Source organism: Afipia massiliensis (assembly GCF_001006325.2).
GTDB lineage: Bacteria > Pseudomonadota > Alphaproteobacteria > Rhizobiales > Xanthobacteraceae > Afipia > Afipia massiliensis_A.
The window spans coordinates 465,588-477,921 of record NZ_LBIA02000001.1 but is presented as its reverse complement, the minus strand read 5'-3'; the positions used below and the strand labels follow the sequence as shown (position 1 = coordinate 477,921).

The following is a 12,334-nucleotide window of genomic DNA, read 5'->3' as shown; positions in this document are numbered from 1 at the left end:
AGTCTCAAATAATGGAGCGTTATCGCTTGAACCGCGCCACCAGTTCCACATGCGGCGTGTGACGAAACTGATCGACCGGCGTGACGCTGTCGATCTTGAATCCGCCGTCGATCAGAATGCGCGCGTCGCGTGCGAATGTCGCCGGATTGCAGGACACTGCAACCGCGAGCGAAATCCTGCTGGCGGCGAGTTGCTGCGCCTGCGCCTGCGCGCCCTGACGCGGCGGATCGAACACCACGCAATCATAGTCGCGCAGTTCCTGCGGCATCAGCGGACGGCGGAACAGGTCGCGCGCCTCGGCCTTGATCGGCTTGAGGCCTTGCGTCAGCTTCACGGCGTTCTGCAGCGCCGCCACCGCGACCGCATCGCTGTCGAACGCCGAGACCTTGAATTTCTCCGCAAGGCGAAACGCGAACGGACCGAACCCGCAAAACAGATCGGCGATATGCTTCGCGCCCTTGGCCCGCGCGAAGGCCAGTTCAGCCAACGTTGCTTCGCCCAAAGCGGTCGGCTGCATGAACGAACCCGGCGGCAGGGTGACCTGCGCCTTGCCGACGCGCACCACCGGCGGCTTGCGCATGATGACCAACTCGCCGTGGCGCGTCAGCCGCGCAAGATTGTGTTTCTCGGCGAGCTTCGATAGCGATGTCAGCAGCGCGGTGCCGAGCGGACCGGAGCCGCGCACATCGATGTCGAGGCCGTTGTCCGCCGCGGTAACCTGAATATCGAGCGGCTTGCTCACCGGCCTGAGCAACTCCGCGATCTCGTTCGCCGCCTCGATTGCGCCGTCCATTGCGGGATCGAGGATCGGGCAGTGATCGATGGCGATGATCTCGTGGCGTCCGGCGGCCGCGAAGCCGACGCGCAGAATGCCCTGCTGGCTCTGCCGCGCATGCAGCGTCATGCGGCGGCGGCCGGTGCCGTGCGCGTCGATCAACTCGCCGACCTCGCAGTCGATGCCGGCATGATGCAGCGTGTCGATCACAAGCTGCCGCTTCCATGTCCGGTAAGCCTCCGGCTGCCAGTGCTGGATGGCGCAGCCGCCGCAGGTGCCGAAGTGCGGGCAGAACGGATCGATCCGCTCCGGGCTTGCGGTCACGACATGCGCGAGCGCGCGCCGGTCCGGATGTCCGGGGGAGGGCAGCACGTCGACGGTCTCGCCGCCGAGTGCATAGGGCACGTAGATGTTTGCGCTTTCAGAAAGCGCGACGCCGTCGCCGAAATGGCCGACATGATCGATGGTGAGACGTTCGGTCATGATCTCTAGCCGCGCCGCGCGCCGATGAAGAACTCGGCGTTGCCGTCGCCGCCCGTAATCGAGGATTGAAACACCTTGATGTCGGTGCAGCCCAGCGATTCCGCGAAGGCGGAGATATCGTCGCAGACGGCCTTGTGAACGGTTTCGTCGCGGATGATGCCTTTCTTGGAATGCTTCCGCTCGGCCTCGAACTGCGGCTTGATCAGCGCCAGCAGATAGGTCGGCGCGGCCGCGATCGGCAACACCGCAGGCAGGACAAGCTTCAGCGAAATGAAGCTGACATCGATCACCACGACATCGGGCCGGATTTCGAGGCGTCTGCCGGCGAGCGAGCGGATATCGGTTTCTTCCATTGAGACAATTTTTGGGTTTCCGTGCAGGCTCGGATGCAACTGCCCGCGACCGACATCGATGGCGTAGACGAGGCTGGCGCCGTTGGCGAGCAGCACTTCGGTGAAGCCGCCGGTCGATGCGCCGACATCGACGCAGACGTGGTCTTCAAGGTCGATCGGGTATTGCTCCAGCGCGCCGGAGAGCTTGACGCCGCCGCGCGACACCCAGGGATGGGCGGGTTCGGCGACGATCTCGGCGTCCGCTGCGATGGTTTCCGACGGTTTCAGAACCGGCTTGCCGTTGGCGACGACGCGGCCCGCCTCGATGGCAGCCTGAGCGCGGGCACGGCTTTCGAACAGGCCGCGTTCAACCAGCAGAAGGTCCGCGCGCTTGCGTGAGGTCATCTGTTTACCTTTTCACCTCTCCCCGAGGGGGAGAGGTCGACGCGCGAAGCGCGGCGGGTGAGGGGGCTCGATAACCTTGCTCAGACATCCAGAGCCCCTCACCCCAACCCTCTCCCCACCGGGGAGAGGGAGCGCATCGCATACGGGGTGACAGCACGTATCTGCGGTGACCGCCGGGCCCGGTGGTCAGGCCAGCTTCACCGTTTCGGACTTCATATCCTTGCCCAGCGCCTCGAACACCTTGGCGACGATGCCCTTGGCATCGAGACCGGCCTGCGCATACATCGCCGCCGGCGAGTCATGATCGATGAAGGTATCCGGCAGTACGAGATTGCGCACGCGCACGTGGCCGTCGAGCGCGCCATGATCGGCCAGCGCCTGCAGCACGTGGGTGCCGAAGCCGCCGATCGAGCCTTCCTCGATGGTGATGAGCACGTCATGCTCGCGCGTCAGCTTGAGGATCATGTCGAGATCGAGCGGCTTCATGAAGCGCGCGTCGGCGACGGTGGTGGACAAGCCGAGCGTATCGAGTTCGTCGGCAGCCTTGAGGCATTCGCCGAGCCGGGCGCCGAACGACAGCAGCGCGACCTTCGAGCCCTTTTTATCTCCCTGGCGCATGATGCGGCCCTTGCCGATCGGCAGCGGCACGCCGACTTCCGGCATGTCGACGCCGCGGCCTTCGCCGCGCGGATAACGCAAGGCGCTCGGCGCGTCGTCGATCGCAACCTGCGTTGCCACCATGTGAACCAGATCAGCTTCATCGGCCGCCGCCATGATGACGAAGCCGGGGAGGCAGCCGAGATAGACGTTGTCGAACGAACCGGCGTGGGTCGGGCCGTCCTGGCCGACGAGGCCGGCGCGGTCGATGGCGAAGCGCACCGGAAGGTGCTGGATCGCCACGTCGTGCACGACCTGATCGTAGCCGCGCTGCAGGAACGTCGAATAGATCGCGCAGAACGGCTTGAAGCCTTCGGTGGCGAGGCCTGCCGCGAACGTCACCGCATGCTGCTCGGCGATGCCGACATCGAAGGTGCGCTTCGGGAAGGCCTTGGCGAATATGTCGACGCCGGTGCCGCCCGGCATCGCCGCGGTGATGGCGACGATCTTGTCATCTTTCTGCGCTTCCTTCACCAGGCTTTGCCCGAACACAGCCGTGTACGACGGCGCGTTGGATTTCGCCTTGGTCTGTGCGCCGGTCGCGACATCAAACTTGGCAACAGCATGATATTTGTCGTCAGAAGCTTCAGCGGGTGCGTAGCCCTTGCCTTTTTGCGTGACGACGTGAACCAGGATAGGCCCGGTCGGGGCATCGCGCACATTGGTGAGCACCGGTAGAAGATGGTCGAGGTTGTGGCCGTCGATCGGCCCGACGTAGAAGAAGCCGAGTTCTTCAAACAGCGTGCCGCCGGTGACCATGCCGCGGGCATATTCCTCGGCGCGCAGCGCGCGATCCTCGAAGAACTTCGGCAGTTTGTGTGCGAGATTTTTCAGCGCTTCGCGCGCCGACCCATAGGTTTTCCCGGAGAGCAGGCGTGCGAGATAGGCCGACATCGCGCCGACTGGAGGCGCGATCGACATATCGTTGTCGTTGAGAATAACGATCAGGCGCGAGTGCATCGCGCCGGCATTGTTCATCGCCTCATAGGCCATGCCGGCGGACATCGAGCCGTCGCCGATCACAGCGATCACGTTGTTCTTGCCGCCGGTGAGATCGCGCGCCACGGCCATGCCGAGGCCGGCCGAAATCGAGGTCGAGGAATGCGCGGCGCCGAACGGATCGTATTCGCTCTCGGCCCGCTTGGTGAAGCCGGACAGGCCGCCTCCGGTGCGCAGCGTGCGGATGCGATCGCGGCGGCCGGTGAGAATCTTGTGCGGATAGGCCTGATGGCCAACGTCCCAGATGATGCGGTCGGCCGGGGTATTGAACACGTAGTGAAGCGCGGTGGTCAGTTCCACGACGCCGAGGCCCGCGCCGAAATGACCGCCGGTCACCGACACCGTATCGATGGTCTCCAGCCGCAGTTCGTCGGCGAACTGGCGCAGTTGCTCGGGCTTGAGCTTGCGCAGCAGGTCAGGCGTCGGCGCAGCGTCGAGGAGGGGAGTCTTGCTCGAATTTGACACTTCAATTTATCCGCAATGATTTTGGGGCGCTCGGCCCGGCATGCAAAAATGCCCAGAAAGGCCCGAAACGGACCCGTGACTTATACCAATTCCAAAACAATGCCAATCCGTTAGGCAGGCGCGAAAAGTCTCACTTTTCGGGCATAAAGGGTCGGGTAAACCGGTTTAAATCGCCCCTGTAGCCCTAGGTATTGGCGGCAATCTCGGGCAAAGTTCCCCTGCGCGCGGTTCTACGAACGTATTCGAGTGCATATTTTGAGGAAGATGAAACCCCGTTGGGCTGTCGCAGGGTTGCTTTTGCCTGGTTTTACTATCGCAGCCATCGCGTTGGCGGTACCCGGCAACACGCGCGAACTTCTGGCTGTAACTGCCCAGAATCAATCGGTGGTCCGTATCGACGAGGTTAGTTGTCTTTCGATTGAATCGCGCGATCAGGCCTTTAATGGGAAGAAATATTCGGATCCCAAATTGGTTGAGGCGATTGGAAACATATTGTCGATCAAAAGGGTTTTATTTAACGCGGATGTCGCGATATGCCCTTGGGCGTTTCATATTGTTGGAGAAAACAAGACGATTTCTGCCGTTCGGCACGACGGCAAACTCGCAAACTATCTAATTTCAGTAGGGATTTGCGAGCGTACTTCCAATGGACGAGCAAATCCCAATAAGTGCATTTCAAAGAATATTTATGTCTTCAACCGTCGCGTTGATACGCATAGATTATTTTCGCTCGCGCTCGTGGGGCTAGCTAAAAAACAAGTCAGTGAATGGGAAGCGTTGCAAAGCGGCGAATTGGAATGAGTAAGCTCAGGCAGTCGAAGTTCACTGAACGTCGAGCGGCTCGGTGCCCACGGCCTGACCTGACGCGTCGGTGGTGATCTTGTCGACGCGCGCTTCGGCCTGGCGCAGCAGCTCTTCGCAGCGGCGCTTGAGGCTTTCGCCACGCTCATAGATCGCAACCGATTCCTCGAGCGGCACCTTGCCGTCCTCGAGGCGCTTCACGATCGTTTCCAATTCCTCGATTGCGCGTTCGAAGCTGAGCTTCTTGACGTCCGCATGGGGTGTGTCGGTCATGATGCGAATCCTGAATCGGTGATAGCGCTGCGGAATCTAGAAACGATTTGCGGGCGCAATGTGGCGGCAATCTAGCGCGATTTGCGGCGGTGGGGGAAGAGGTTCGCGCAGCGTCATCCTGAGGTGCGAGCCGCTCGTGCGGCGAGCCTCGAAGGATGCGCGTTGCTGGTTTTCTCCGTGAAGGCCGTCGCCCTTCGAGGCGCGCAAGAGCGCGCACCTCAGGGTGACGACTCAGTTGTTCATCAGCGCGGCGACGTGAACGGCGACCGAATCCCGCAAGCCCTGCAGGTCGTAGCCGCCTTCCAGCACGGAGACGATCCGTCCCTCGGCCGACTTGTCGGCGATCTCCATCAGCTTGCGCGTGACCCATGCGAAATCTTCTTCGCGCAATTCGAGACTGCCGAGCGGGTCGCGCCAGTGCGCATCGAAGCCCGCCGAAATCACAATCAGTTCGGGCTCGAAGGCTTCCAGTCGGGGGAGGATCGCAAGATCGAAGGCTTCGCGAAATTCGCGGCTGCCGTTGCCAGCGCGCAGCGGCGCGTTGACGATGGTATCCTGATCGCCGCGCTCCTGCATGCTGCCGGTGCCGGGAAACAGCGGCATCTGATGGGTGGAGGCGTACATCACGGTTGGATCGGCCCAGAAGATTTCCTGGCTGCCGTTGCCGTGATGGACATCGAAATCGACCACGCAGGCGCGCGTGATGCCGTACTTGCGCTGCGCATAGCGCGCGGCAATCGCAGCGCTGTCGAAGAAGCAGAAGCCCATCGGCCGCGACGTTTCGGCGTGATGCCCCGGCGGACGGGTGCCGACAAAGGCATTGGTGCGCTTGTTCTTCATCACCGCATCGACGGCGGCAACTGCACCGCCGGTGGCGCGCAGTGCGGCTTCCAATGTGCCCGGCGACATCGACGTATCGCCGTCGAGATAGACGATGCCGTCCTTCGGGGCGATGTGGCGCAACTCGTCGATGTATTCGTTGCTGTGGCAGAGTGCGACCACATCGAGATCCGCTTCCGGCGCGTCCACGCGGACCATTGTCTTGAACCGATCCGCCGACAAGCCTTCCTCGATCGCACGCAGCCGATCCGGCCGCTCGGGGTGGCCGGGGGCGGTCACATGGTTCAGGCCTGCTTTGTGGTGATAGTACAGTGTCGGCATGGACCGTTGTCTTTCTTCTGGTGCCGAAGGGATTCCTCGCAAGTGGCCTATATTAACGCGTCATGCCCGGGCTTGTCCCGGGCATCTGCGCCTTGACTTCGATATTAGCTGAGGATGCGGGCGGTCGATAAACCGCGCTCAGGCCTTCTTCTTGCGCGCGAAAAAGGCGCTGAAAGCGTTGCGCGCCTCGTCAGATTTTAGCCGCTCGCCGAAATGGTGCGATTCCTCGTCCATCCTGCGCTGCACATCTTCCCGCGCCGGCTTGAGCAGCTTGCGGGTCAGCGCCACGGCGTCCTTCGGCAGCGAGCCGATTTCACGCGCAATCTTGCGCGCCTCGGCCTCGGTATGTCCGGGTGCGACCACCGCGTTGACGAAACCGGCCTCGCGGGCTTCCTCGGCGGTGACGGTGCGGCCCATCACCAGCATGGAGAAGGCGCGCTGATGTCCCATCACGCGCGGCGCGAGCAGGCTGGAGGCGGCTTCCGGAACCAGACCGAGATGGATGAACGGCGTCGAGAATGTCGCGGTGGAGCCCGCGACAACATAGTCGCAGTGAAACAGCATGGTAGTGCCGACGCCGACGGCGATGCCGTCGACCGCGCCGATCAGCGGCTTCTCGTTGTCGGCGAGCGCCCTGAGAAACAGGGTCGCTGCCATCGGCCGCGAACTGTCGTCGTTCGATGTATTGGCTCTGGCGAAATCCTCAAGGTCGTTGCCCGCGGTGAATACGCCGGGGCCGCCGGAGATCACAATGCTGCGGATGTTCGGATCGGACTGCGCGGAATTGATCGCGTCAGCCATCGCGGTGTACATGCCCTGGGTCAGCGCGTTCTTCTTGTCGGGCCGCCGCATGGTGATGATGCGCGCGCTATCCTCGTCGGTGACAGTTACATGGTCGGTCATGGTCGTTTCCTTGGAAGAGTGAAGGGCGCTGCAGCATGGAGGTGGCTGGCGCTGCCCGATTGTTCATCCTACATCATGGCCAGAACGGCAATCTTGGCCAGCCGATTTCCGGCCCCAGTTCAAAAGGGACGCTGCCATGCAACTGACCGGCATCCATCATCTGACGGCGATTTCGGCGCACGCCAAGGGCAATGTGGCGTTTTATACCGGCGTGCTGGGCATGCGGCTGGTCAAAAAGACCGTCAATCAGGACGATGTCAGCGCCTATCACCTGTTTTATGCGGACGGGAAGGCCAACCCGGGTACCGACCTGACCTTCTTCGACTGGCCGGCGGCGCGGGAACATCGCGGCACCCGAAGCGTGTCGCGCACCGGGTTGCGGGTCAACGGCGAAAAGGCGCTGGGCTTCTGGCAGGACCGGCTGATCAAGCTCGGCGCGCATGTCGGCAAGGTCACCGAGGTCGACGGCCGCCTGACGCTGCCGTTCGAGGACCCCGAAGGCCAGCGGCTGGTGCTGGTCGATGACGGGGGCCGCGGCGAGGCGCATCCGTGGGAGAAAAGTCCGGTGCCGGCGGAACATCAGATTCGCGGTCTCGGCCCGATCGTGCTGAACGTGCCGGATCTCGCGCGCACCGCGCCGGTGCTGAGCGACGTCATGAACATGAAACGCGTGCGGGATTACGCCTCGCCCGACGGCGAACATCGCATCGAGGTGTTTTCGATGGGCGAGGGCGGGCCTGCGGCCGAACTGCATGTGCTTGAGCAGAAGGATCTGCCGGCGTCGCGTCAGGGCGCGGGCGGGGTGCATCACGTCGCGTTCCGCACGCCGGATGAAGAGCAGTATCACGCCTGGACGGCGCGGCTTTCGGAGTTCGGTGTTCATTCCAGCGGCGAGATCGACCGCTTCTATTTCCGCAGCCTGTATTTCCGCGAGCCCAACGGTATCCTGTTCGAGATCGCGACCGACGGGCCTGGCTTCGCCACGGATGAGCCGATGGAAACGCTCGGCGAGAAACTGGCGCTGCCGCCATTTCTTGAGCCGCGCCGCAAGGAAATCGAAGCCGGGCTGAAGCCGATCACATAGGCGTACCGTTGCATCGAAGGATGCGTGCAGAATTTCAGGGGGGCTGATGGACCAGCGTTTTGCCGAAGTAACCGCCGCGATGTCGACCTATTTCGACGGCCTTTATCGCAGCGATACGTCTTTGCTGGGACAAGTGTTCCATACTCAGGCACTCTATGCTTGCGCAACGGAAGGCACGCTAACGCAGCTGACCATGGCGCAGTATTTTCCGATTGTGGACAAGCGGCCTTCGCCTGCGAGCAGCAACGAGGCGCGCGCGGACAAGATCGTCTCGATCGAGTTCGCGGGACCCGTCACGGCGTTCGTTCATGCCGAATGCGCCATCGGGCCGAAGCGCTTCAAGGATTTTCTGACCTTCGTCCATCTCGACGGGCGCTGGCAGATCATCTCGAAAGTCTTTCATTTCGACCTTCGCGATTCATAAACAGCAGGCACCGAGGCGTGCCGCAGTATCAAGACCATGCGAGGGGCGAGACGTGGCTATTCAAACTGTTCTGACTGAAAAACTCGGGATTTCCGCGCCGGTGCTGCTGGCGCCGATGGCGGGTGTGAGCGGCGGAAAACTCGCTGCTGCGGTGACCAACGCTGGAGGGCTTGGCTTCATCGGCGGCGGCTACTGCGATCCGGACTGGATCGCGAAAGAGATGAAGGAGGCTGGCAATACACGGGTCGGCGTCGGGTTCATCACCTGGGCGCTGGAGCGAAATCCGGACGTTCTGAACAGGGTGATCGATCAGCAGCCGAAAGCAATCTTTCTGTCATTCGGCGAGCTCGGAAGTTTCGCCGCTCCGGTGAAGCGCGCCAATCTGCCGCTGATCGCGCAGGTGCAGTCGGTCGAGCAGGCGCGCCGCGCCGCCGGTGAGGGCGCCGATGTGATCATTGCGCAAGGAACAGAGGCCGGTGGTCATGGCAGCATGCGCGCGACCATGCCGCTGGTGCCTGCAGTGGTGGACGCCGTCGGCGACATTCCCGTCGTCGCGGCCGGCGGGATCGCCGATGGTCGAGGCCTTGCAGCGGCGTTGATGCTGGGTGCGGCGGGCGTGCTTTGCGGTACGGCCTTTGTGGTCGCCGATGAATCGCTGGCTCATCCCAACATCAAGAAGGACGCGGTCGCGGGTAACGGCGACGCCACCACAAGAGGTTCGTTGTTCGATATCGCGCGCGGGATCGATTGGCCCGAGCAATGGACGATCCGCACGCTGACCAACGATTTTACGCGGCAGTGGGTCAACGATCTCGATGGACTTGGCCGCAATCTGACGCAGGAGCAGGCGCGTTACGCCAAGGCGCGCGACGCCGGCGATACCAGTATTTCCGCAATCATCGTCGGCGAGGGTATCGATCTGGTGCGGGTGCAACAGCCTGCCGACGCAATCATGAATGCGATGATTGCGCAGGCAGAAGAGTTGTTGCGGCGCGGCCCTGCTTTCTCAACATCAGGCCGATAGCGCGGATCACGCCACCAGCACGGCATCCGCGCCGGTGATCGCACCGGCGCTGTCTATCACTGTGCGTTCCAGCGCACCGGACTGCACTGTGACATTCTCCGCGAAGAACCGAGCCAGCGTGACATAACGCTGCGCATCGTTCTGCAGCGCTTCGTCGGTGCGCGCCGCCAGCGCTTCGTTCGCCAGCATGCAGCCGCCAAGCGTGGTGGAGAACATCCGCAGATAGGGCGTCGCGCCAGCCAGCGCTTCCGCAGGCGAGCTTGCGATCTTTTCCAGCAGCCATTTGCTGGTGCGCTCCACCGAGGCAACCGCATCGCGCAACTTTTCGCCGGTGGTGCCGAAGGCCGGATCGTTGGAGGCTTCGACCTTCTTGACGATCGCGGTCAGTTCGCCAAGCAGATCCCACACCGCCTCGCCGCCGGACATGGCAAGCTTGCGCATCAGGAGGTCGTTGGCCTGAATGCCATTGGTGCCTTCATAGATGGTGAGAATGCGCGCATCGCGGACGTATTGCGCGGCGCCGGTTTCCTCCATGAAGCCCATGCCGCCGTGCACCTGCACGCCGATGGCAGCGACCTCGTTGCCGATGTCGGTGGAAAAAGCCTTCGCCATCGGCGTCAGCAATGCGCCGCGCGCCGCGGCCTTCGCCTTTACCTTCGGATCGGTGGCGCGATGCGACACATCGATGGCCACTGCAGTCGCGTAGCAGATGGTGCGCGCTGCCGCCGTCATGCCGCGCATCAGCATCAGGTTACGCTTCACGTCCGGGTACATGATGATGGGATCGGAGCCGTCGCCCTTGCTGCCCGGCGCCTTGCCCTGCCTGCGCTCCTGCGCATAGGCCAGCGCACGCTGATAGGCGCGGTCGGCGAGACCGACGCCCTGCAGGCCGACGCCGAGGCGGGCCTGATTCATCATGGTGAACATCGCGGCCATGCCGCCGTTTTCCTTGCCGACGAGCCAGGCGATGGTGCCGCCCTTGTCGCCCATGGTCATGGTGCAGGTGGGCGAGGCATGGATGCCGAGCTTGTGCTCGATGCCGCTGGCGTAAATGTCGTTGCGCGCGCCGAGCGAGCCGTCGGTATTGACGAGATATTTCGGTGCCAGGAACAGCGTGATGCCCTTCGAGCCGGGAGGCGAGCCGGGCAGGCGGGCGAGAATGAAATGAACGATGTTGTCGCTCATGTCGTGGTCGCCGTAGGTGATGAAGATCTTGGTGCCGAACAGGCGATAGCTGCCGTCGTCCTGCTTTTCCGCCCGCGTGCGCAGCGCGCCGACATCGGTGCCGGCCTGCGGCTCGGTGAGCTGCATGGAGCCCGGCCATTCGCCGGAAATCAGTTTGGCGAGGTAGATCTTTTTCAGCTCGTCGCTGCCGTGGGCATCGAGCGCGTCGATCGCGCTCAGGGTCAGCAGCGGGCACAGGCCGAACGCGAGGTTCGAGGCGCTCCAGATTTCATTGACCGCGGAATGCACGGCGAGCGGCAGGCCCTGTCCGCCGAAGTCCTCCGAACCGGACACCGCATTCCAGCCGCCTTCGCACCAGCGCTTGTAGGCATCGGGCCAGCCGGTCGCGGTGACGACGCCTTTGTCGGTGAGCTTGATGCCCTCGCGATCGCCGGTCTGATTCAGCGGATCGAGCACATCGGTGGCGAACTTGCCGGCTTCCTCGATCACTGCGGCCGAGAACTCCGGATCGTAGCCATTATAATGTCCCGCTTCCACGGCGGCCAAAAGGCCGGCGCCGTGATTGAGGGAGAGGAGCATGTCGTTGATCGGCGCGCGGTAGGTCATGGCATGATCTCGCTGTTCGGGCAGAGCCTCGGGCGGCGCTCGTTCCGCGCTACGGCCATTGGCCGGAGGCGGGAGAACGCCTGCAACTCGTTGTTTGGTGGTCAGTTTTCCTCGCGCCGGCGGGTCTTGTCCGGCCCGCCCGACGCCCCCTGTCTTCCCATGAAAACGACCGGCTCTCAACTGCGGCGCAGGCCGATTTTCGCGAGCCCGTGACGGCTTTTCTATTGGCGGACTATCGCGCAGGCGGACCAGCGGCCGGTCGTTTTGTCGTTCGGTGCTCTGTCGCGGTATCCGGCACCATGGCGGCCGATTACGATAAAAGGGTTGTGTTTGGCCGCATTTTGCCACCGAAAACCGGGTTTCCACTTTGACGGAAAATGCTCTAAGACCTGCGCTGCCACGGTGAATCGGTGCGGCGCATGACTTCCGTCAAGGACATCTGCTCGCCACCTTCCGACACGAGCGGCGCGAAACGGCTCAGGCCGGCCTCGCCGTAAACCGTTCAGCGCTATTGGGGCGTCGCCAAGTGGTAAGGCAGGGGATTTTGATTCCCCCATGCGGAGGTTCGAATCCTCCCGCCCCAGCCAGCCAGTCTAGCGAGTAGAATTTCTTCTTCCGAAATCGCAGAAAAGCCCGCCATTGGCGGGCTTTTGACGTCAACGGTGCGGTCTCTGGCCTCCCGATTAGCATTGTCTCGCAGTGGAACGAGCGAAGTCTCCGGCGGGTGCCCCCGATATTCCCGTTTTCGAGAGATTGC

At 62.7% G+C, this 12,334-nt stretch carries 11 protein-coding genes and 1 tRNA gene; 5 read left to right on the top strand and 7 right to left on the bottom strand.

Annotated features, from left to right (window positions below; genetic code table 11):
• Positions 1–19: 19 nt before the first annotated feature.
• The 3 genes from YH63_RS02125 to dxs all read right to left on the bottom strand — a co-directional run bounded on the left by YH63_RS02125 (position 20) and on the right by dxs (position 4,116).
• A complete protein-coding gene (locus YH63_RS02125; protein WP_046829035.1) occupies positions 20–1,258 on the bottom strand; it encodes a class I SAM-dependent RNA methyltransferase in 1,239 nt (412 codons plus the stop codon).
• Between the two features lie 5 nt (positions 1,259–1,263).
• Positions 1,264–1,995 carry a TlyA family RNA methyltransferase gene (locus tag YH63_RS02120; RefSeq protein WP_046829036.1) on the bottom strand — a complete coding sequence of 244 codons (732 nt, stop codon included), beginning with the start codon at positions 1,993–1,995 and terminating at the stop codon, positions 1,264–1,266.
• Between the two features lie 186 nt (positions 1,996–2,181).
• A complete protein-coding gene (dxs, locus tag YH63_RS02115; protein ID WP_046829037.1) occupies positions 2,182–4,116 on the bottom strand; it encodes a 1-deoxy-D-xylulose-5-phosphate synthase in 1,935 nt (644 codons plus the stop codon).
• Positions 4,117–4,380: 264 nt separating this feature from the next.
• Between dxs and YH63_RS02110 the strand changes: the two genes are divergently transcribed.
• Entirely contained in the window at positions 4,381–4,917 is a 537-nt protein-coding gene (locus tag YH63_RS02110) for a hypothetical protein (protein ID WP_137325091.1), read from the top strand.
• Between the two features lie 21 nt (positions 4,918–4,938).
• Here the strand turns inward: YH63_RS02110 and YH63_RS02105 are convergent, their stop codons facing one another.
• From YH63_RS02105 to YH63_RS02095, 3 genes are all read right to left on the bottom strand, one after another.
• Positions 4,939–5,190 carry an exodeoxyribonuclease VII small subunit gene (locus YH63_RS02105; protein WP_046829039.1) on the bottom strand — a complete coding sequence of 84 codons (252 nt, stop codon included), beginning with the start codon at positions 5,188–5,190 and terminating at the stop codon, positions 4,939–4,941.
• A 231-nt stretch (positions 5,191–5,421) separates the two neighbouring features.
• Positions 5,422–6,351, bottom strand: a complete 930-nt coding sequence (locus tag YH63_RS02100) for a histone deacetylase family protein (RefSeq protein ID WP_046829040.1) — start codon at positions 6,349–6,351, stop codon at positions 5,422–5,424.
• Positions 6,352–6,489: 138 nt separating this feature from the next.
• Entirely contained in the window at positions 6,490–7,254 is a 765-nt protein-coding gene (locus YH63_RS02095; RefSeq protein WP_046829041.1) for a crotonase/enoyl-CoA hydratase family protein, read from the bottom strand.
• Between the two features lie 136 nt (positions 7,255–7,390).
• Between YH63_RS02095 and YH63_RS02090 the strand changes: the two genes are divergently transcribed.
• The 3 genes from YH63_RS02090 to YH63_RS02080 are packed head-to-tail and all read left to right on the top strand — an operon-like array spanning position 7,391 to position 9,786.
• Positions 7,391–8,338, top strand: coding sequence for a ring-cleaving dioxygenase (locus YH63_RS02090; protein WP_046829042.1), 948 nt, complete (start codon positions 7,391–7,393; stop codon positions 8,336–8,338).
• Positions 8,339–8,384: 46 nt separating this feature from the next.
• Positions 8,385–8,762 carry a nuclear transport factor 2 family protein gene (locus YH63_RS02085; RefSeq protein ID WP_046829043.1) on the top strand — a complete coding sequence of 126 codons (378 nt, stop codon included), beginning with the start codon at positions 8,385–8,387 and terminating at the stop codon, positions 8,760–8,762.
• Positions 8,763–8,814: 52 nt separating this feature from the next.
• A complete protein-coding gene (locus tag YH63_RS02080) occupies positions 8,815–9,786 on the top strand; it encodes an NAD(P)H-dependent flavin oxidoreductase (protein ID WP_046829044.1) in 972 nt (323 codons plus the stop codon).
• 6 nt (positions 9,787–9,792) lie between these two features.
• Here YH63_RS02080 and YH63_RS02075 read toward each other — a convergent pair whose 3' ends face one another.
• Positions 9,793–11,577 carry an acyl-CoA dehydrogenase gene (locus tag YH63_RS02075; RefSeq protein WP_046829045.1) on the bottom strand — a complete coding sequence of 595 codons (1,785 nt, stop codon included), beginning with the start codon at positions 11,575–11,577 and terminating at the stop codon, positions 9,793–9,795.
• Positions 11,578–12,089: 512 nt separating this feature from the next.
• Here YH63_RS02075 and YH63_RS02070 point away from each other — a divergent pair.
• Positions 12,090–12,164 (top strand) — tRNA-Gln (locus YH63_RS02070).
• Positions 12,165–12,334 lie beyond the last annotated feature (170 nt).

Bases quoted from the DNA above. Each gene is read 5' to 3' on its own strand.
- YH63_RS02110 (WP_137325091.1), top strand. From the start codon at position 4,381: ATGAAACCCCGTTGGGCTGTCGCAGGGTTGCTTTTGCCTGGTTTTACT.
- YH63_RS02075 (WP_046829045.1), bottom strand. From the start codon at position 11,577: ATGACCTACCGCGCGCCGATCAACGACATGCTCCTCTCCCTCAATCAC.
- YH63_RS02125 (WP_046829035.1), bottom strand. From the start codon at position 1,258: ATGACCGAACGTCTCACCATCGATCATGTCGGCCATTTCGGCGACGGC.
- YH63_RS02090 (WP_046829042.1), top strand. From the start codon at position 7,391: ATGCAACTGACCGGCATCCATCATCTGACGGCGATTTCGGCGCACGCC.
- YH63_RS02085 (WP_046829043.1), top strand. From the start codon at position 8,385: ATGGACCAGCGTTTTGCCGAAGTAACCGCCGCGATGTCGACCTATTTC.
- YH63_RS02105 (WP_046829039.1), bottom strand. From the start codon at position 5,190: ATGACCGACACACCCCATGCGGACGTCAAGAAGCTCAGCTTCGAACGC.
- YH63_RS02095 (WP_046829041.1), bottom strand. From the start codon at position 7,254: ATGACCGACCATGTAACTGTCACCGACGAGGATAGCGCGCGCATCATC.
- YH63_RS02100 (WP_046829040.1), bottom strand. From the start codon at position 6,351: ATGCCGACACTGTACTATCACCACAAAGCAGGCCTGAACCATGTGACC.
- YH63_RS02120 (WP_046829036.1), bottom strand. From the start codon at position 1,995: ATGACCTCACGCAAGCGCGCGGACCTTCTGCTGGTTGAACGCGGCCTG.